The organism is Kangiella geojedonensis, from assembly GCF_000981765.1.
Lineage (GTDB): Bacteria > Pseudomonadota > Gammaproteobacteria > Enterobacterales > Kangiellaceae > Kangiella > Kangiella geojedonensis.
Genome location: NZ_CP010975.1, coordinates 566836 through 587551 on the forward strand (window position 1 = coordinate 566836; position 20716 = coordinate 587551).

Genomic DNA, 20716 nt, shown 5'->3' on the forward strand with positions numbered 1-20716 from the left:
ATGTGATTAGAAATCACTGTCAGCAAAGTCGTAATTGAGTTTTGTAATAGGTTTTGAAACATAGTTGCCCATGACAAAATCAATACCTAAAGGCCAAATTTGTGCCAAAGTTGATGCATCTTCTAAGTTAGTAATGATGGTTTTTGCTTCAACTTCTGACGTAGCATTGACGATTGGCTGAACCTTTTCCGAACCGTGTTCTTTCAGCATTTCGATAAAGTTGGGCGCAAAAGAAACCAGCTGCGGGCGAATTGAGCGAACGATTTCGCTATTATCCGTTGCAATTCCTGATAAGCAGAAAGGAACGCCAATCTTTTTCAGGTTAGCCTTTAACTCGATAACTTTCTTCAAATAAGTCTGAGCTGTATGCCCTTTAAGAGTCAAAATCAGGTTATCACTATTAATACCTGCGGCAGTAATGAGTTTTTCTAACCACTCTTCTAGGTCCTCTCTCAACAGCGTATTAGGGCTGAGAGCGACAAATAGTTTGTTGTTATTGCTTTCAGCTTTATCCTTCGCTAAGACCTTAAGTGCATGCTTCAGAGTAATCTTATCAATATCAGCGTCAATGCCGACCTTTTCGAAAATATGGAAGATATCTTCGCCAAGTCCCCAACCACCGTCTCTGAGTTGATAACGGAAGTAGCACATGTATTGCTTGTTAGGACTGCCTTTCAGGCTCATCATTGGTTGATAGAACAAGGTCATATTGCCTTCTTCACGGGCAATAGAAAATTCCTCGTAAATTTTTCGCTCTTCATCATTGAGCAAGCTGTCAATGGATGGGTTAAAGATCTGGTAGTTATTACCACCTTTATCTTGTAGGTTGTGTGCAGCAGTAGTGGCATGCAATAGCAGCTTACTTGCCTCAACCTCGTTGTCAGTGCATGGCACGCCACCGATACTGAACGTGATTTTTAGGGTTTGTCCAGAAACCTCAAAGAGCTGACCTTCGATATCTTTAATTAGCTTTTTAGGAAGTTCTGTTGGCGCTTTTGGGGTATCACTTAACATCAAGGCGAAGCTAGTATCACTAATACGGCCTAAAACATCACTGCTATCGCAATGATCTCGTAACCAGTCAGCTAGATCTTTTAACAGAACATCACAGTCAGAAATACCGAACTTACTACGGTAATCAGTGAAGTTATCGATCTCAATCAGGTAAAGAAGTGCACTGTGATTTGCTGCTCTTGCGGCCTCTACAGATTGTTTTAGGTGGTCCATAAAGGCAGGGCGGTTGAGAACGCCAGTGACTTGGTCGATCTGACTGACTTCTTTTAATTTTTTCATCAACTCTTGTTGATCACCAATATCTCGCACTAATAGTTGCACACACTCTTCATCATCGTAAATAGCAGAACTAATGATAAAGTCAGCTTCAAATTCTTCGCCGTCTGCGGTTTTGCCTTTTAAGACCTCGCTGACTTCTGTCCCTTCTTGTGCTTGACGTTTAAGCAAAGACTTAATGGAGCCTTTATCATCTTCAGCAATGATATCCATAATGGACATGACAATGATTTCGTCTTCTTCATAACCAAAACGCTTGATATAAGTCGGGTTAGTATAAATGTGCATGCCTTCGTGGATATAGGCAATGGCATCTTTTGAGCTGTCGAGCAATAACTCGTTACGCTTATTGGTTTCGTAAACAATTTTATTCGCCTGCTCTAGAGACTGGAGCGAATTGACTAGTTGCTGGTCACGCTTCACCAGAGTTGAAAGCAGGTCGAGAGATTTGGCCGGTATATAGTCTTTTAACCCCTGGGCAATATACTCAAATCGCTTCTCTTCATTGTAGTTTGTCGATAATAGAACCGCTGGTACAGCTATAGGTTGGGTTTTGAGCTGTTTCAAAGCTTGCTTAATGGGTAAGTTCTCAAGCTCATCAATAAATAGGGCTTGTTGCCAATGTTTGGAGTCTAGGGCATCTTTTAGCTGCTCGCTATCAGCAACCACTTGGTGCCGAATGGGCAGTCCCATATTCTTCAGATGGCTGGCCACCTGCTCACTGTCGTTCAGTGAAGAGGAGAAGATGAGTGTATTGATCGGGGGCTGCTTTACCTTTTCTTTCATCATTGCAATCTGTTTTTTATTTATTGATCTCCAAAGAAATATTCTATCCGGTTTCTTTGGGGCTTACTGTAACTAGGCCACAGATTCTACAATAATTAACAATTGTTACAATCGCAAGTTTGTGGCCCTGCTAATGTCTACTTTCGGCTAAATTGAAACTGAATAAAGTTATCTGTTTCGATTATTTTTTTGTTGAGCTCAAGCTTAAATTCATCGTCTGGCGTTAAAATTGCCACGGTTTGACCCGAGCGATAGCCAAGAGGGGGAAGAATAACCGTTGCATCAATTCCAACATTTGGCATTTCTGGTAACAGTAATCCGTTGTGGTGATAGGCTGGTTTAGCGTAGTCCCAATCTAGAGTAGCTCGAACTGGGGTAGCCTCTGGAGCAATAATTTCAACCCCGATAAGGAATACTGAGTTTTTGTGCCACCGGTTCCAGCGGATCATTCCTAAGTTATACTGTTCTTGATTATTTTTAATATTCTTTATAGTAATTAGCTCATTTGCTTCAGCGTAGCTTGAAGGCGCTTTTTCGAAACCAAGGCAGAACCCAGCGGGACTAGAGTCTCTTACAATGCCATGAGTCCATTGGTACCGTGACTTGGTTTTGATATCTTTGAAGGGTTTATCCTCCATAGTATGCTGTTTTTCTTCTTTACTCGGCGGCTTGTATATCGAAGCAAAAGCGTCTTTTTTCTGATCACCGCTCAAGGTTGAAGAGTTTGAGCGATTTTTCCAGACAAAGCTATGTTGGCTGTCTTCTTCTTGCTCAAGCTGGAGAGAGTCAGGTTCAATGTTGGTTTTTATGCTTTTCTTTTGCCCAAAAAAGCGTTGCCTTACTTCGTCACCGAGCTTTTCGACTAAGAAGTGGTGCGAAGAAGCCAAACCAATAGAAACTTCTGTTTTGGCCTGCGAATTCATGCGGATAAAATTACGATTGAGTTGCTTGCTCCAATGCGTAATAAGGTGCTCAGAAAGCTCTTGGTCTAGCTCTACCTGAGGGCTTTTCTTCGTGAAACGACTAAAGAAACCTCCAGACTCACTCTTCAGGCTTTGTTCAACTGTTTCCGCTAAGGCCGTTAAGTTTAACCCGATGACAGCTTGGCCTTCTACTTCGATAGAATTCACTGGCTGTGGCGGGATATCACTATCCGGTAAATAAGCGAATAAGCAGTTTTTTGTATTATTGGGTTGTAACTCTGCCAGCTCTACGATTTCGTCTAGGCTGTTATAAACTTCGTTAACTTCACCATGTTTCAACTGGTATGGGTTGGATACCGGTAAAACTAAGTTGATCAATAATTGTTTCTTTATTGTGACTAGAGGAGCAGAGTCTTTGCGTAACTTGTGCTCTAGTAAGTCATACTGTTGGGCCAGTTTATAAATAATGTTTTGTTGCACCCACAGTTTTGCCCCTACAGTTTTATATAACTGGTACCGTTGGAGTTGAATAAAGCTTTGAAACTGAAGACTATTTGCGCAAGCGGCGGGTAATATCGTTTTCTGATATTTCTCTAATGAGCTTTTATCGGCATTAAGATCTTCGATAACGGTATTGAAACCGAATACTGTTTCAGATGCTATGGCATGCACTAGCTCTGAAGCAGACTGCAGTTTTTGCGAATACTTGAGTGGACTATGGATATAAACTGTTGCTAAGGAATTTAACGTATTAAGGCAAGAAGGCTTGATTGCTTCCAAGATTTGTAAGCGTACTTTAGGTGACAAAGGAGACTGATTTAAGTCGTACAGATAATGAAAAAGCTTGGATGCCGTTTCACCCATGTCAGCCACAGGAAGATCTTCAACCCACTGTTTCGCTGCTTTGACAGTCGCAGGAATATCCGCAACCATCGCACTGTTTTGGACCCGAACGGTCAGTCCCAAAGTTCCTTTCGTTAGCGCCACCATTTTCCCCTTACAATACTGGCCAGTTTGTTAACTCCTATATTAGCGAAAAGGGGGGGCGGGTGCTAGTAATTTCTTAGCTTAAGTTATTGATTATTATTGCCTAAATCAATCCAAGATTTATGCAGTTTTCCGCCTTCCTCGCGCACCAGCTTCGGAATTAAAAAGCCAGCCAGTTCAATTTGTAGCTGTTTCATGATGGCTTTGGCATGCTTTTCACTGGTGTCGAAGTGATGAGCGCCCGTAACTTTATCAAGTAAATGAAGGTAGTAGGGCAGTATTTTGCACTCAAACAGCTTCTCGCTTAACAGTGCAAGGACAGAAGCGTCATCATTGATATCTTTTAATAACACGCTTTGGTTGAGTAGCGAAATGCCGGCCTGACTCAACCGTTCCATGGCCTGAGCAAAGAGTTCATCTATCTCATTAGGATGATTGATATGGGTGACAAAAACAGTCTGTAAACGACAATTTTTTAAGGTGGTAACTAGCTCTGAGGTCACTCTTTGAGGGATAACGACGGGTAAGCGACTGTGGATTCTAAGTCGCTTAATGTGAGCAACCCCCGCTATCATGCCGACAAAATCGCTTAAATATTTATCCGTAACCGCTAAAGGATCACCGCCGCTTAAGATGACTTCATTGATTTCGGGGTGTTGTTGAAGGTAATCAATGATATCTCCCCACCGAGATTTACCAAGTTGGTTATCCGAATAAGGGAATTCACGACGAAAGCAGTAGCGACAGTTAATGGCGCAGGCTGTTGATAGCATGACCAGTACTCGGCTTTTGTATTTATGAAGCAGCCCTGGTAGTGCACTATCATGCTCTTGCAAAGGATCGGTGACATACCCCGGTATGATGTTATTTTCTTCTGCCAAAGGCAAAACCTGAAGCAGTAGTGGATCATGAGGATTACCTTTTTCCATACGTTCCACAAACGGCAAGGGCACTCTTTGAGCGAAGGCATGATCATTGAGAATCGAGTAGGGTAAACTCTCAAGATCAAGATCCAAGTACTGTAAAAGCTCAATTGGCGTGGAAAATGCCCCAGAAAGCAACTTTTTCCACTCATTGTCCTGCCAATAAGAGTCATTTCGCGTTAAAATCTGCAGGTTTTGAATCATAAATATATCAAGTGTTAGAGGAACTCATGGGAACAATTACTACAAACGACCTACGCAATGGTACCAAATTGATACTCGATGGCGAACCATGCACGGTAGTTGATAATCAATTCGTTCGACCAGGCAAAGGCCAAGCATTCAGTAAAACAAAAGTATTATACTTGTTAACTGGACGTACTGTTGAGAAAACTTTTAAATCTGGCGAAAGTATAGAAACTGCGGACGTGATTGATACCGATATGGACTACATCTACAACGATGGTGAGTTCTGGTACTTCATGGACCCGAATAGTTTTGAGCAAGTTCAAGCAGACGCCAACGCAGTTGGTGAAGCGAAAAACTACCTGATCGAGCAAGACAAGTGCCAAGTGACTTTATGGAACGGCAGCCCAATTGGCGTAACGCCACCTAACTTTGTCATTCTCGAAGTCACAGATACCGATCCAGGTCTACGCGGTGACACTTCTGGCGGTGGCTCGAAGCCTGCTACTATGCACACGGGCGCTGTAGTTAAAGTGCCTTTGTTTGTGAATATTGGCGATAAGTTGAAGGTTGATACGCGAAACGGTGAGTACGTTTCACGCGCCTAATGGGCTAAAATTCACTTGGTACTTTGTTGGATAATCATTATTTTTTGCTCATTTACTATTCGTAAATTCCGCAAAATAATGATTATCCGCCGCGTCCAAGCAAATTTTATCTCCTTTAGGTGTTTTTGTGACTGGTTACACGTTACAAAAAGCAGCGAGTCTTGTTTAGTAGGAAACTTCCTTCGTTCAATGGTTCGAAATTCACTAGGCGCTATTTACGATCATTCAAACTTACACAAGGAATATTTCAAGAGTGCGTATTTTCATAACTTCTAGTATAGCCCTGTTATTACTGACTGGGTTCACGGGCAATCAGAGCTTAGAAGTTGATTCTCAGGATGATAGTATCGATTATAATGGTGATGGGCATCCAGATGTAACCTATGACTATTATGAAGACTATTTTTATGAGTTTATTGACAGAAATTATGACCTGAAAACTGATGTGAGTAATAAGTTTAACTACGAAGACAACCTACCTATTCAGACTACATACGATAATAACTTTGATGGTTATCCAGAGACTAAAGTCTTTTATCAAAACGGGTGGGTTGATTACTCCTTTGTGGATATCAATAACGATAATAAATTCGATGTTTATGAGTCCTATGAATATGGAGTCCTTAAGTTCTCATAGAAATATGTTGCTGCTATAGATGGTAAAAGTGCATATATTGAGAAAATAGAATATAAGCTGGGTTATCCTATTAAAACTATTAAGGTACAAACGCCATTAACTCGAGATGAGTTCCAGAGAGTAAGAAGTAAGTAGTTAATAGAGGCGGGTAATTGATAAGGCTCTAGAATTATTCGGTACGCCACATTAAATCCTGCCTAGCTAGAGAAATAGAGATAATCAACATGCCTAAATGGAAACCAACTGCTTCAATCGAAACTTTGAAAGCGCGCGCTAAGATAATGGCGCGGGTTCGCGAGTTCTTTTATGAGCGGGATATCCTTGAAGTAGAAACACCATTGCTAAGTCGGCATAGTGTGACGGATCGCTATATGAAATCTTTTCAGGTAAAGGAGTTCATGGGTGAGGATGGTTATCTTCAAACGTCACCTGAGTATGCGATGAAGCGCTTGCTGGCGGCGGGTTCTGGTTCTATTTATCAAATCTGTAAGGCATTTCGTCAGGATGAAATCGGTGCTCGACATAACCCTGAGTTTACGATGCTGGAGTGGTACGTTGTAGGCTTTGATTATGACCAGCTGATGGAACAGGTTTTTCAGTTGCTCAATACTTTATCTCATAAGCCATTAAAGCTTAGCCGTCTTAGTTATCAAGACGTTTTTAAGCAATACCTTGATATTAATCCCTTTGAAGCGACTTCTTCCCAGCTAGCAAATCTAAGTGCAACCTTGTTGGGTGACTTACCTGAAGATTTAGAAAGGGACGATTATTTAGCGCTGTTATTTGAAGACCAGATTGAGCCGCAGCTTGGACAAGCTGATGAGGTTTGTTTTATCTATGGGTATCCTGCTTCTCAGGCTGCGCTGGCGAAGCTCGATCCGGAAAACCCTCACACAGCTTGTCGATTTGAGGTGTATTGGCGGGGCGTCGAGTTGGCAAATGGTTTTAGTGAATTAACGTGTTCTTCCGAACAGCGTCAACGATTTGAGATGGATAACGCATGGCGCAAAGAAAATGGGCTGCCTCAAATGTCCCTAGATGAACATTTTCTGACAGCCCTAGAAGTTGGCCTCCCCGAGTGTGCTGGCGTAGCCTTAGGTCTCGATCGTCTTATTATGATTTTATTAGAGCTAAGTGATCTGACCAAAGTGGCTGCATTCCCTGCAGATAGGGCCTAAGCCCTTAGGCTGCCGTCGAGGTAAGCACTGGTGAAATATTTGCCTCCTTTTCTACTGCTTTTATAACTTTCTGATAAGTACGATGATCGGACGAAGCGATAAATCGTCTTTTGTCTTTGAGTTTCACCATAAAGAAAATGACATCATCACCTGGGGCGGAAATAAATTGCTTAGTATCTTCATCAATATCAAGAAGCAACAGGAATTCTTCAGTAGCCTCATCAATGAAAGTCACTTGCTGGGCCGGTACTGTTTCACACAGATAATGGTTTTCATCACCTGGTAAAGTAAAGTTTCTGATAGTAAATCGACCGACTCCAGTAGGAAAGTCCCCAGCTATTATGGTGAGTTTTGACATATTCTGACCTCATAATCCTTACACTGAATGAGTGACGATTAAATTCATCTTGATCTAAAAAGAGCGTTTTTAAAAAGATGTATTTAAAAGTTGCTTTTAAGTATTTGTATAGGACAAAAAATGAACAGTCAAATAAATCGACTCTTGGAGTAAGAGAGTTGAGACAGGGTTATTATTTTGTGCAAATTTGACTTATGTTTAAAGCGTAACTGCTTGAACTATAAGTTAAAACTGCATTGTTTAATGTTTAAGCGCTACTCGCGACTGAGTTGCTATCTCGTTGTACACTTTCTTTCATCGATTTTTTAATCTTATGAAAGGTAGTGTCATCGGTTTCGGCTATAAAGCGCCTTTGATCGGATAGCCTTACCATAAAAATAACGTCGTGCTCGTCAGCTACTTTTATCTTTTCTTCGAGTTCGAGTTGTATTTCTTCAGCTACTTCGGGATCATTATTTAACAATAACGCCATTTTGGGGTTAGCGGTATTGATAAATTCAATCTGACTAACGCAGACTGTTTCACATAAGTAGTGGTCTTTGTCGCCCGGCAACGTGAAATTGCGAAATGTGAAGTACCCGGTCCCTCTGGGGAAGTCGCCTGCTAGAACTGTTACTTTTGACATGGCCTATAGCCTCCTTGACTCATGTAATTGTCACCTACTTCCAGCATGGAAGAGGAATTTCCGTATTTCAGCTATGACAGTGTGTTGCTTATTATTTGAACTATTCTATAGTCTTACCCCAAAATGTGACCCAATTCAAGGTGTTTCATATCTCAAAAATAGAGATATTCTATTAAATTTTCATAAGCCATTGATTTATAAGCTCTCTTGAAATGGAAAACTTGAAAGGTAATACCAGTGCATCCGCCTTTACCGCAGCCTTAAGCTCTTGTCGTGAGAACCAATGGGCTTCTTCTAACTCCTGATCCAGTAGCTTGATTTCTGGATGGACCGCTTCAGCGGTAAAGCCGACCATAAGCGACTGTGGGAATGGCCAGGGCTGTGAGCGGTAATACTCAATATGCTTTAGCGTTAAGCCAGTTTCTTCGTAACCTTCTCTAGCCACTGCTTGCTCTAAGGTTTCACCCGGCTCGACAAAGCCGGCTATGACCGAGTAGCGCTTGTCTGGCCAAGACGTTTGTCGCCCCAGTAATATCTTATCTTGATAAGTGATAGCGCAAATCACCGCGCTATCCGTTCTCGGAAAATGCTGCTTTTGGCAGTTTTGATTAGAGCAGTTGCGAACAAAGCCTGATTGGTGGGAGTAGGTTTCATGGCCGCAAAAGCCGCAATATTGGTGGGTGTTATGCCAATGTTCCATGGCAACAGCCACGCTACACAAGTGTGCTTGTTCTGATGATAACTGCTTAAATAAGCCTCGAAGGTTACATAGCTCAAGTTCGGTATCAGGGGTAAGTTGAGCTATACGTTGTAGGCTTTCAGAGGACTTTAGGCGAAAGGTAAAGTAGTGCTTACTATCAATCTCGCCTAGGTAAATCAGGTGTTTTTTAGAGAATGAGTTGAATAACCGTTGTAACTCTTGGGGCTGAAACCAAAAAGGTTGCCAGTTGTGATCTACAGTACTATTTGCGCTATTAGTGTTGCTTCTGACGCAAACAATAGACTGTTGGTGCACCAGTAGAAAATAGGTGTTTGGTAATTCGAGTAACGGATTGATGAAGTCGTCAGTATGGCGAATCTCGCCATGACGGTTAAGCGGAGTGGTTTGAAAAGCAAACATAATGCCTCTGTTCTGCTACCAGTAAAAGACTAACGCCAGCGTTGCGATAGATAAGACAATCCATAAGATTACGCCAAGCAACAAGGCTTTTACAGGAATAGTCTTGATCGCTTGTTTATTTAAACTGGTTCCCATCCAAAGAAGGCTGAGGGCAAAGAGGTTTTTAGCGGCTGGCTGAATATACTCGGCAAAAGCTTCAAGGTTAATAAAACTGCCAATACTGCTGGCTAATAGGAAGAACACAATAAACAGCGGAATGGTCAGTTTAAATTTTCCCGAGCTTACCGCAAAAGAAGCGACGAGTGCGACTGGGATAATCCATAAGGCTCGTGCGAGTTTAGCGGTAGTCGCTATTTCTAGCGCTTCTTTGCCGTACTCTGCGGCTGCACCCACGACGCTACTGGTGTCATGGATGCCAAGCGCTGCCCAGATCCCAAACTGTTGTTGACTCAACTCTAACCAATGCCCTACAGCGGGATAAACGAAAAGAGCGACCGCATTGAGTAAAAACACAATGGCCAGTGAAACGACCATTTGCTGGTGATTGGCCTTAATAGATGAGCCTACCGCTGCAATGGCGCTACCACCACAGATCGCAGTACCGGAACTAATCAACCAGGTTTGGTGTTTATCGAGTTTGAATAGCTTACCAAGAAGTAATCCTAGGATAATGGCACTAGCAATGACGGTTACAGTAAGCCAAAAGCTGTCTCCAGCGTTGATGACGAGCTCTCCGAAGGGAAGAGTAAAGCCTAGCAATACAATGGCGACTTTAAGTAATAGGCTCGCCCACGAACCCAGCGGAAGTTGGTGCGATCCTGAGAAAAACCATCCCCAAGCAAGTCCTGCCGCCAAAGCATAGCTGGCCTTTAATAATCCGACTACGCACAAAATTGTGAGAACTATCAATAAGATATTTGAGGCAAGCTGAATGTTTTTATTGGTTTTTGGAGCCATCACTTATATTAGAAACTCTTAAACTTAGGCGACAGTTTACGCTTCTAGCGAGGGATATTCATCCCTTAATTTTACTTCAGTATAAAAAATATTCACAAAAGTGCTTTACTGATTAGGTGTTATATGTAACTATAACACCATATCGGTATGACACGATAAAGCAATACTGTTATTTGACTGTCATATTGACTCTTTAGAAGGCCGATAGGTACCAGCTTTTTGCTGAACACGATATTGAGCCTGTAGACGTATAAGGTATTGATGGTATGCAAATACAGTGGGATGACTCACAACCAATCTACCTCCAACTGAGGGATCGTGTGCAGAACATGATTCTAGAGGGAAATCTGGCAGAAGGTGAAGCTTTGCCATCGGTGAGAAACGTTTCGGCAGAATATCAGCTGAATCCGATTACCGTGTCTAAAGCTTATCAGTTGTTAGTGGATGATCAGTTGGCAGAAAAGAAGCGAGGCTTAGGTATGTTTGTCGTAGATGGTGCAAAAAATAAATTATTACAGCAGGAGCGTGAGTTGTTTTTAAACACTGAATTGCCTGCGTTATTAAGAAAACTAAAACGGTTGAATATTACAAGAGAAGAGCTGCTGGATGCACTCGATAAGGAGGAATCGGATAATGGCTAATGTCATTTCGGCAAAAAACGTGAATAAGTCTTATGGTGACTTTAAAGCGTTAAATGACGTCAACTTTGAACTAGAAAAAGGCAGAATCTTAGGGCTGATTGGTCCAAATGGCGCGGGTAAGACTACCTTACTAAAAGCGGTTTTAGGATTGACCAATTACTCAGGGGACTTAAAAGTACTGGGCCTTGACCCGCACAAGCAACGCGATGAGTTAATGCAGCGCGTTTGTTTTGTGGCCGATGTGGCAGTATTGCCGCGTTGGATTAAGGTTAGCCAGGCGATTGACTTTGTGGAGGGAGTCCACCCGAAATTTAACCGTGAACTGTGTGAAAAGTATCTAAAAGAAACAAAGATCAAACGTGATAGTAAAGTTAAAGCGTTATCGAAAGGTATGGTTGCCCAGCTACACTTAGCTTTAATTATGGCAATTGACGCTGACTTATTGATTCTTGATGAGCCGACTTTAGGTTTAGATATCCTATACCGTAAATCTTTCTATGAAAGCTTATTGAATGATTACTTTGACTCTGAGCGAACCATTATTATCACCACGCACCAGGTTGAAGAAATAGAACACATACTGAGCGACCTAGTGTTTATTCAGGATGGAGAAATTGTTCTTGACGACAGCATGGAAGAAGTGGGGCAGTCGTACTTTGAAGTCATGGTCGAAAAGGAATTTGAAGAAGCTGCGATGGCCTTGAATCCAATGAATGTACGTGAAGTCTTCGGTCAAAAAGTGTGCTTATTCAATGGTGTGGAGCGCAGCCAAGTAGAAGCATTTGGGAAAGTTCGTAAACCGAGTGTTGCCGATTTATTTGTAGCTAAGATGAGAGGACAGAGTAAAGCAGAAGGTCAAGCGAAAGGAGAGGTGGCATGAATACATTCGTAACTTTATTAAAACGTGAATACTGGGAAAGTAAAACCAGTTTCGTATGGGTGCCACTCGTTATTACAGGGATAACGCTCTTTACAGCGGTACTGGGGCTAATCATTGTGTCTACCGGTAATATCGAAACGGTTGAATATGGTTCCCACGATTTAGGTAGTCTGTTTAAGCTCTATGACGTTTCGGTAGACTCGGATATCAAAGCCTTTGCCACTCAAAGTGCATTATATTCAGGCGTTTACACCTACTACTTTGTTTTGGCGATTGTAGGATTCTTTTACTGCTTGGGTGCTTTGTATGACGACAGAAAAGATAAAAGTATTTTGTTTTGGAAGTCGATGCCTGTGTCGGACTCTCAAACAGTGCTGTCAAAGTTAGTATCGGTGACAGTGGTAGCGCCACTGCTTTACTGGTTGGTGATTATAACCACTAATTTTTTAATGCTGATTATTGGGACCATATTTGCATGGTTGTCAGGAGTCGATGCGTGGAGCGCTTTATGGGCAAACTCAGGCTTTTTTAAAATTGCCGCCTATCAATTTGCTGCTATTTATATGGCAATGTTTTGGGCAATACCATTTGTCGGATACTTACTATTGGTCTCAAGCTGGACCAAAAAAGTGCCTTTATTAGTCGCGACCGTACCACCAGTATTGGTTGTTATAGCGGAGGGGATGATTTTCAAAACCGCACATGTTATTAGCTTCCTAGGCGAAAAGATGTTTGGTGTGGTGCAAGCGCTAGTGGCCCCATTTAACTCTCTAGCAAGAGAGTTTTCGCAGAAGCGAGCTGATGTGGAAGATGATATCCCTATTTTTGACGAGTTTGAATTCATGTCTTTTGGTCAACAGTTTCAAGATAGCGGCTTTTGGGTTGGTTTAATTCTTGGCGCAGCGATGATTGCCGCTGCTATTTATATTCGTCGTTTCCGTGACGAAGCGTTTTAATCGACACGGAATCTATAGGAGTAAGAGATGACTTATAACAGGAAAACAAGTAAGCGTGTGAACCAAATTTGTTTGTACATCGCAATTGCGGCAATAGGCTATACAGTAGCTGCTAAGTTAAACCGAGTACAACCAGAAGTAGGGGTTCTGGACAGTTTAGAAACTGTCCAGACAATTCAAAAAGGCTTTAAAAGTTTTTTATCAAATGTTGATTAAATAATATCGAACGATTGTTGGTAGCATTTGCTGGAAAATGTTACAGACTTATATCTAGTAAGACACCCTTCCTAATCTCGGAGAGTATGTGGTGAAGATACCCTTACTCTCCATCTATTATCCTAATACAGTCATCTTTTTTAGTGTGATTTTTTTAAGTTTAGCCGTCTAAACTCTTCGCTCTGTTATATTTCTTGCTAAAAAGTGGAGATTATTGATAGTATGCAAATTAACAAGTGGTATGACGTCTTATGGAAAGCCACTTACGAATAATGTAATAAACAGCTGATTCCTGTCGATGGGGGAAGGAATTATATGAATAGAAATAAACCTCTAATGACCTTATCTAAGATTGCTGCTGGTGTTTCTTTGGCGGTGGCCGCATCTGCATCTAATGCAGTGGGTTGGGAAAGTGAAAACTTCGATTATAGCTTTGACTCCACTATTTCTGTGGGTGCGAGCATGCGTGTTGAAGAACGTGACCGAAACTTAGTTGGTAAAGCAAATCTTTATCAACTTGAGACCGGGATGCCTATTACGAACTTATACGGCTCAGGTGTGGTCCCAGACGGCGCTTGGTCTAATAACTCTGATGACGGCAACTTGAACTTTGACAAAGGTGATTTCTTCTCTCAGGTAATCAAGGGTACTCACGAATTCGATATGCGCCATAAAGATGGCGACTATGGTTTCTTCGCTCGTGGTTTGTGGTACTACGATCGTGTCCTTATGGATAAAGAGTTACGATTCCGAGACTTAGATACATATCCTGAAGGCGCTTACGCCGCTGGTGATACGACTGCCCGTAAAGAACAAGGTTATGATGCTCGTATGCTCGATGTTTATGCATGGGCTAACTTTGAAGTCGGTGACTACAGCATTTTACAAGTTCGCTTGGGTGAGCAGGTCGTGAGCTGGGGCGAAAGTACTTTCATTCAGCATAGTTTATCTGAAGCTAACGCCGTTGATTTAAGAACACTTAGAAACCCCGGTGCAGAATTAAAAGAAGCGTTTATTCCTTCTAGCATGTTATGGGCGTCTATTGACCTTTCTGAAAGTTGGTCAGCACAAGCTTTTTATCAATTTGAATGGGAGCCAGTTCGCACAGATGAGCCGGGCACCTATTTTGCAACTCGTGACTTCCTAGGGCTTAAAGGCTCTGAAGTACACTTAGGTTTTGCTCAGTTCCCAGAAGGTCAGCCTGGAACCGTTGCGATACGTCGTGACACTCGTGAAGCTGACGATAATGGGCAATATGGTATGAAGCTTGGCTATTTCACCGAAGGTGGAACTGAGTGGGGTTTCTACTACATGAATTATCATAACCGTCGACCTATTATTTCAGCAAATGCTGCCGATAATACGGGAACGGTTTATGGTTTCTTAGAATACCCTGAAGATATCCAGATGGGTGGTGTGAGCTTCAATACAGCAACTGATAGTGGCCTATCGATTGCTGGTGAAATGTCTTACCGTAAAGATGAACCTTTGCAGGTCGATGATGTAGAGCTATTATTTGCTACGCTTGAGCCAATTGGTCAGGTTCCTAGTGGAACTAGCCAGGTTGCTAATGGTGTTGGCCTAGGTGATGAGATTTCAGGCTATCGTTTGCATGATACCATTCAGGCTCAGATGACCATCACTAATCTATTGGGATCTGTGTGGGGATCTGACCAAACCGTCTTCTTAATTGAAGTTGGTATGAATAAAATATTAGACATGCCTGAAAAGAGTGAACTTCGATATGAAGCCGAGGGTACTTTCCGTTCAGGTAACCCAGCACGTGGTGTTGATGCTAATGGTAATGGTACTGTAGGCGGTGTGTTTGAGTTAGCGCCTCCAGGCAGTACACCTTGTGGCTTTACTAACCCGAATAATGGCCAGCGTGTCACAACCGAGTGTGAAGGTACAACGGATGGATTCGCTGACGATTTCTCGTGGGGTTATCGTATAGCAATGCGTTGGGACTACAACGATGTATTTAGTGGCTGGAATATGCAACCAAGAATCGTATTCCAACATGATGTAAAAGGTAATACACCTGCACCTATTTCGAACTTCTTAGAAGATCGTCAGTCTGTAGCACTAGGCACAAGTTTTGATTACCAACGTCGTTGGAAGGTCGATTTCGCATACAATGCATTCTTTGGAGCTGAAGATAAAAACCTAATCTCGGACCGAGATTACGTCTCTTTGGCACTAAGTTATTCATTCTAATAAGGGTATTAACAGTTTATGGCTAATATTATGAATAAATGGTTATTGGCGAGTGCAGTCGCTTCGGTACTCTTTTCGGGTGTGGCATCTGCAAAAGTGTCAGAAGAAAAGGCGGCTCAGCTAGGTGGAGATGTTTATACCCCAATGGGCTCCGAAAGAGCTGGTAATGAAGATGGCTCTATTCCTGCATGGGATGGTGGCATCCAGCAAGCTCCGGAAGGGTATGAGGTCGGTGATCATCATCCTGATCCATTCGCTGACGATGAAGTGGAATTCACTATTACTGCTTCTAACTACAAAGATTACGAAGATTTCTTGACGGTCGGTCAGGTTGCATTATTTAAGACTTACCCTGAAAACTTCAAAATGAACGTCTACCCAAGTCGCCGTTCGGCATCATTCCCGCAACACGTTTATGATGCGATTAAAGCAAATGCTCCAAGAGCAGAGCTAGTTCAAGGTGGTAATGGTATTAAAGGTGCTTCAATTGGCGTGCCTTTCCCGTTCCCTGAGAATGGCTTACAACTTATTTGGAACGCAATTACTCGTTATCGTGGTGTATCCGTTGAACGTGAAGTGGGTCAGGCATCACCATTACCTGATGGCGACTTCGTGTTAGTGAAACTGAAAGATGAGCTTCACCACATCTACAACGAGCCTGATATGACGCCAGAAAAGTTGGCTGAAGGCAATGTTCTATTTTTATTCCGTCAAATCGTAGAAGCGCCAGCGCGTCTAGCAGGTACAGCACTTTTAGTTCATGAAACTATGGACCAGGTAAAGGAACCGCGTAAGGCTTGGACATACAACCCTGGCCAGCGCCGTGTTCGTCGTGCACCAAACGTTGCATATGATGCTCCAGGTACAGCTTCGGACGGTTTAAGAACAACTGATGACTTTGATATGTTCAATGGTGCGCCAGATCGTTACAACTGGACAATCAAGGGCAAGAAAGAAGTTTATATCCCTTATAACAATTATAAACTTCACTCTGATCAGCTTGAGTACGATGAAATCGTGAAGCCAGGTGTTATCAATTCAGACTTAGTGCGCTATGAGAAGCACCGTGTATGGGTTCTCGAAGCTGACTTGAAGCCTGATACTCGTCATCAATATAAAAAGCGTGTTTTCTATATTGATGAAGATAGCTACCAAATCGTCGCAGAGGAAATGTACGATGAGCGTGGTGATTTATGGCGTGTTGCGCAAGCTTACCCAATTAATTACTACGAAGTGCCTACACTGTGGTCAACGTTAGAAACTTATTATGATCTTCCTTCGGGCCGTTACCTTGTTATCGGTTTGGACAACCAAGAAGATATGTACGACTTCAATGTTGATTTTAGAGGTTCGCACTTCACTCCATCGGCACTGCGTAGAATTGGTCGTCGATAATATAACATCAGCGGTCGGGTTCACCGGCCGCTTTGCTTTTAACTCCAAGAAAAAACCAAAACAATGAAAACAGTCCTACAAGTTCTATTTAGTGGCTTGGCTCTTGTAGCATCCTTTGTGGGTCAGGCAGAACCAGCAATCATAGCTCCAAAAGCTAAAGATTCGTTATTATTGGATATCGTTAAGGTTTCTGATGATCGTTATGTTGCAGTCGGCCAACGAGGCCATATTTTGGTCTCTGATAACCAGGGAAACTCTTGGCAACAAGTAGCCGTACCCGTCAGCGTTAATCTTACCGCTATTGATTTCTTAGATGAAAACCATGGTGTCGCTGTTGGCTTTGACCAAACCATCTTGCTGACTGAGGATGGGGGGGCAACTTGGAGCAAGAGCCATCAAGAGATTTCTAATTTTCAACCTGCTTTATTCAGTGTTTTGTATGCTTCGAAAGAGAATATCACCGCTGTGGGGTCATACGGACTTTACCTAGAGTCAAATGATGGCGGTCTGACATGGGATAATCGTGAGGTTACCAGTCTAAGTGATGCTTATGATGGTTTTAGTCACTTCTATGACCTAGAAAGACTAAACGATAACACCTGGTATATCGCGGGTGAAAAGTTTATTGCAGAGGCCACAGAAGATGGCGATGAGTCTAGCAAAGGCATGATCGCCGTAACGAAGGATGCAGGAAAAACTTGGGAAAAAGTTAATTCTCCTTATGAAGGCTCGTTTTTTGGGATTACTGTTAAAAACAGCGATATCTATGTTTATGGCTTAAGGGGTAACCTATTCCACTCTACCAACCAAGGTGATTCTTGGCAGCGTATCCGTCTGAATAATGAAGCGGGCCTACATGACATGATCGTTCTTGATGACGGTCAGCTAGTTTTAGTCGGGACTGGCGGTGTATTAGTGACTAAAGATGGTAGTAACATTACCTTAAAAAAGCGTACGGATTTAAAAGGGCGTGCTGCTTTGGTTAGTGTTGGTGTTGAGCGTTATATTATTGTTGGTGAAGGTGGAGTAGAAACTTTCGCTAGCACGGACTTAGACAAACCAGTAGAGAAAGGTCAATAAGATGGCGAACAATAAACTAGAACCTTTAGTTAAGTCTTTATTTTTCTCTAAACGTGGCCTCTGGGTGGCTTTATTTGCCATCGTTACGGTGGTCATGGCTTATTTTGTGTCTCAATTAAGAATTGATGCAAGCTTTGAAAAAAATATCCCTCTCAAGCATGAGTACATGCAAACCTACCTGCAGTATCAAGAAGAGTTTGGTGGCGCTAACCGTGTTTTTGTAGCGCTTGAAGCGAAAGAAGGCGAAATCTTTACCGAGAGCTTCTTTGAAGCACTGAGGCAAGCGGATGACCGTGTTGAAGGCATTGAAGGCGTCAACCAGTCACAGGTGCAGTCACTTTTTTCCCCTTCGGTTCGTTATATTGAAGCGAGCGAGCAAGGCTTAGAAGGTGGCCCAGTTATCCCACCTGAATTTGAGCAAGTCGATAAAGAGCAAGCTTTCACAAAGGTGAGAGAGAATATACTAAAAGCTGGAATACGAGGCCGTTTAGTTTCTAATGACTTTACCTCGGCGATGATTTCTGCACAGCTATTCTCTGAATATAATGATCCTAATGCTGAGCTTCAGCTTGACGCCGACGGGAATGCCGCTTCACAGATGGTGCAAACTGATTATGTGAAAGTTGCACACCAGCTGGAGAAACTCCGAACCGATATTGAGGCGGAGTATCCAGATATCGAAGTCCATATCATTGGTTTTGCTAAAATGATTGGGGATGTCAGCGATGGTGCTGGTAATGTCATCTTCTTCTTTTTAATAGCTTTCTTGATCACGGCACTGTTAGTTTTCTGGTACTCACGCTCTGTAAAATTAACATTGTTACCGCTTCTCACCTCTAGTGTTGCAGTAGTTTGGCAGCTGGGTATTCTAACTGCTTTAGGTTATGGCATAGACCCAATGTCTATCTTGATTCCGTTCTTAATCTTCGCGATTGGCGTCAGTCATGGCGTACAGATGATTAATGGCGTACAACACAATGTGGGCAAGGGATTAAAAGTATTTGATGCGTCGATCGTTGCTTGTGCCGGATTGATCGTGCCCGGCGGCGTGGCTTTGCTGAGTGATACTATCGGCTTCTTAACGCTACAGTTGATCGAGATTGATATCATTCGTGAACTGGCTATTACGGCCAGTATTGGTGTTGCCGTATTAATCTTAACGAACCTAATTTTACTGCCGTTATTACTTTCTTATACTCACTTTAGCGATAAATTTGTAACAAGTGTGCAAAAGCGTGAGAAGGCTCACGAAGCTATTTGGCATAAGTTGGCGGTGTTCGCTAAGCGTCCTATGGCAACAATAGTTGTCGTTATTAGTGTTCTGTTAGGCTTGCTAGGTTATTGGGGCTCACAAAACATGAAGGTTGGTGATTTACATGCCGGTGCTCCAGCACTCAAGCAGGACTCGCCTTATAATATCGATACTAAGTTTGTGACTGATAAATATTCGATTGGTACCGACGTTATTTCGATACTGGCGGAAACTAAGGCCGATGGTTGTACTTATTACAACATTATGGAAACTATTGATGATTTCCAGTGGCAGCTAGCCAATGTCGAAGGAGTGCAGTCAACATTAAGCTTGCCTCAAATTTCGAAAGTGGTGAATGGTCTGTTAAGCGAAGGGAATCTGAAGTGGAAAATGCTACCGAAAGATGAGGCTGTGCTTCCATATACAATTGCCCGTGTTGAAACCAGTACGGGGCTCTTGAACTCGGGTTGTAGCGTTATGCCGGTTATGGTGTTCTTAAAGGATCATAAAGCTGAAACTATTGAGCGTGTTGTTGGTTCAGTGAAGTCTTTTCAAGCCAACTATTTGGAAAAAGAGAAAAGTAAGATACTCAGCGCTGTACCTGAGTCATTTTCTCAGCTTGATGATGAGCAACAAGAAACTATCAGTAACAAGCTAGACTCATTAATGAATAGCTACGCTGAACTTTCTTACAGTGAAGATTCTGAACGACCATCTCTGGAAACTTATGTTGGTGAGCAACTAGCGGAAAGCTCTGAAGTAAGCACTGAGCAGGTCTCCGAAATTCAAGCTATTATTAAGGAGCAGCTACCTGCAAGTGGCTTTAAGCCGGTTAAGTTTAGGTTGGCGACAGGCGCTGTAGGTGTTATGGCTGCGACCAACGAGGCGGTCGAAGCGGCACAAGTGCCAATGATGATTTGGGTTTACTTGGCGGTAACTCTGTTATGTCTAATCAGCTTCCGTTCGGTTAGAGGGACAATTTGTGTGGTATTACCGCTGGTTGTGGTGTCATTGTTGGCACAAACCTTGATGACATGGTTGGAAATCGGTCTAACGGTGGCTACACTGCCTGTGATTGCGCTGGGTGTCGGAATTGGTGTTGATTACGGTATCTATATCTTCTCGCGAATGGTTGGCTTTATACGAGAAGGGCGCTCGGTATCAGAGGCTTATTTTGAAACATTAAAGTTAACCGGTAATGCCGTCCTGTTTACGGGGTTAACCTTGGCGATTGGCGTCAGCACCTGGATCTTCTCGGCTCTACAGTATCAAGCTGACATGGGAATCATGCTTACCTTTATGTTCTTAGTGAACATGTTGGGTGCAATTTTCTTATTACCCGCATTAGCTGCATTATTCTATCGTCGCTAAATAACCTCAACTGGTTGTAGCAGTTGTAAAAAATGGCACCTTAATCGTAAATTAAGGTGCCATTTCGTATCTAAATGTCCTAGAATTAGGTAACGTTGCAGTAACGTGATTTAACCCATAATTATTCTTG

18 protein-coding genes are annotated in these 20716 nt (G+C 42.5%); 11 read left to right on the forward strand and 7 right to left on the reverse strand.

The window, feature by feature from the left end; translation table 11 throughout:
* Positions 1 to 6: 6 nt before the first annotated feature.
* The 3 genes from TQ33_RS02645 to epmB all read right to left on the reverse strand — a co-directional run bounded on the left by TQ33_RS02645 (position 7) and on the right by epmB (position 5113).
* The gene (locus TQ33_RS02645) at positions 7 to 2079 is read right to left on the reverse strand and encodes an EAL domain-containing protein (protein WP_228640343.1); all 2073 of its coding nucleotides are present in this window, start codon (positions 2077 to 2079) and stop codon (positions 7 to 9) included.
* A gap of 134 nt (positions 2080 to 2213) precedes the next feature.
* Positions 2214 to 3989, reverse strand: coding sequence for a hypothetical protein (locus tag TQ33_RS02650; protein ID WP_228640346.1), 1776 nt, complete (start codon positions 3987 to 3989; stop codon positions 2214 to 2216).
* A gap of 83 nt (positions 3990 to 4072) precedes the next feature.
* Positions 4073 to 5113: an EF-P beta-lysylation protein EpmB gene (epmB, locus tag TQ33_RS02655; RefSeq protein ID WP_046560698.1), complete on the reverse strand. Its 1041-nt coding sequence runs from the start codon at positions 5111 to 5113 to the stop codon at positions 4073 to 4075.
* 26 nt (positions 5114 to 5139) lie between these two features.
* On the opposite strand from epmB, the gene efp reads away from it, so the two are divergent.
* The 3 genes from efp (at position 5140) to epmA (ending at position 7518) form a co-directional block, all read left to right on the forward strand.
* The gene (gene efp / locus TQ33_RS02660; RefSeq protein WP_046560699.1) at positions 5140 to 5703 is read left to right on the forward strand and encodes an elongation factor P; all 564 of its coding nucleotides are present in this window, start codon (positions 5140 to 5142) and stop codon (positions 5701 to 5703) included.
* 253 nt (positions 5704 to 5956) lie between these two features.
* Entirely contained in the window at positions 5957 to 6340 is a 384-nt protein-coding gene (locus tag TQ33_RS02665; RefSeq protein ID WP_046560700.1) for a hypothetical protein, read from the forward strand.
* A 224-nt stretch (positions 6341 to 6564) separates the two neighbouring features.
* Positions 6565 to 7518: an EF-P lysine aminoacylase EpmA gene (gene epmA / locus TQ33_RS02670; protein ID WP_046560701.1), complete on the forward strand. Its 954-nt coding sequence runs from the start codon at positions 6565 to 6567 to the stop codon at positions 7516 to 7518.
* A gap of 4 nt (positions 7519 to 7522) precedes the next feature.
* On the opposite strand, the gene TQ33_RS02675 is transcribed toward epmA, so the two are convergent.
* The 4 genes from TQ33_RS02675 to TQ33_RS02690 all read right to left on the reverse strand — a co-directional run bounded on the left by TQ33_RS02675 (position 7523) and on the right by TQ33_RS02690 (position 10578).
* On the reverse strand, positions 7523 to 7876 hold the full coding sequence (locus tag TQ33_RS02675) for a hypothetical protein (RefSeq protein WP_046560702.1): 354 nt from the start codon (positions 7874 to 7876) through the stop codon (positions 7523 to 7525).
* A gap of 247 nt (positions 7877 to 8123) precedes the next feature.
* The gene (locus TQ33_RS02680; RefSeq protein ID WP_046560703.1) at positions 8124 to 8501 is read right to left on the reverse strand and encodes a hypothetical protein; all 378 of its coding nucleotides are present in this window, start codon (positions 8499 to 8501) and stop codon (positions 8124 to 8126) included.
* A gap of 172 nt (positions 8502 to 8673) precedes the next feature.
* The gene (gene nudC, locus TQ33_RS11590; protein ID WP_052735171.1) at positions 8674 to 9621 is read right to left on the reverse strand and encodes an NAD(+) diphosphatase; all 948 of its coding nucleotides are present in this window, start codon (positions 9619 to 9621) and stop codon (positions 8674 to 8676) included.
* A gap of 15 nt (positions 9622 to 9636) precedes the next feature.
* On the reverse strand, positions 9637 to 10578 hold the full coding sequence (locus tag TQ33_RS02690; protein WP_046560704.1) for a YeiH family protein: 942 nt from the start codon (positions 10576 to 10578) through the stop codon (positions 9637 to 9639).
* Positions 10579 to 10844: 266 nt separating this feature from the next.
* On the opposite strand from TQ33_RS02690, the gene TQ33_RS02695 reads away from it, so the two are divergent.
* The 8 genes from TQ33_RS02695 to TQ33_RS02730 all read left to right on the forward strand — a co-directional run bounded on the left by TQ33_RS02695 (position 10845) and on the right by TQ33_RS02730 (position 20586).
* Positions 10845 to 11219 carry a GntR family transcriptional regulator gene (locus tag TQ33_RS02695; RefSeq protein ID WP_046560705.1) on the forward strand — a complete coding sequence of 125 codons (375 nt, stop codon included), beginning with the start codon at positions 10845 to 10847 and terminating at the stop codon, positions 11217 to 11219.
* A complete protein-coding gene (locus tag TQ33_RS02700; RefSeq protein ID WP_046560706.1) occupies positions 11212 to 12099 on the forward strand; it encodes an ABC transporter ATP-binding protein in 888 nt (295 codons plus the stop codon). Before TQ33_RS02695 ends, TQ33_RS02700 begins: the two co-directional genes overlap by 8 nt.
* Complete coding sequence (locus TQ33_RS02705) at positions 12096 to 13055, forward strand: hypothetical protein (protein WP_046560707.1); 960 nt, start codon at positions 12096 to 12098, stop codon at positions 13053 to 13055. The genes TQ33_RS02700 and TQ33_RS02705 overlap by 4 nt, the downstream gene beginning before the upstream one ends.
* A gap of 27 nt (positions 13056 to 13082) precedes the next feature.
* Positions 13083 to 13271, forward strand: a complete 189-nt coding sequence (locus TQ33_RS02710; RefSeq protein ID WP_046560708.1) for a hypothetical protein — start codon at positions 13083 to 13085, stop codon at positions 13269 to 13271.
* Between the two features lie 315 nt (positions 13272 to 13586).
* Positions 13587 to 15488 (forward strand): DUF1302 domain-containing protein, encoded by a 1902-nt coding sequence (locus TQ33_RS02715; protein WP_046560709.1) that lies wholly within the window; start codon positions 13587 to 13589, stop codon positions 15486 to 15488.
* Positions 15489 to 15506: 18 nt separating this feature from the next.
* On the forward strand, positions 15507 to 16883 hold the full coding sequence (locus TQ33_RS02720; protein WP_179944372.1) for a DUF1329 domain-containing protein: 1377 nt from the start codon (positions 15507 to 15509) through the stop codon (positions 16881 to 16883).
* A 63-nt stretch (positions 16884 to 16946) separates the two neighbouring features.
* A complete protein-coding gene (locus TQ33_RS02725) occupies positions 16947 to 17963 on the forward strand; it encodes a WD40/YVTN/BNR-like repeat-containing protein (RefSeq protein WP_046560710.1) in 1017 nt (338 codons plus the stop codon).
* Between the two features lies 1 nt (position 17964).
* Complete coding sequence (locus tag TQ33_RS02730) at positions 17965 to 20586, forward strand: efflux RND transporter permease subunit (RefSeq protein WP_046560711.1); 2622 nt, start codon at positions 17965 to 17967, stop codon at positions 20584 to 20586.
* The last annotated feature ends 130 nt before the right edge of the window (positions 20587 to 20716 follow it).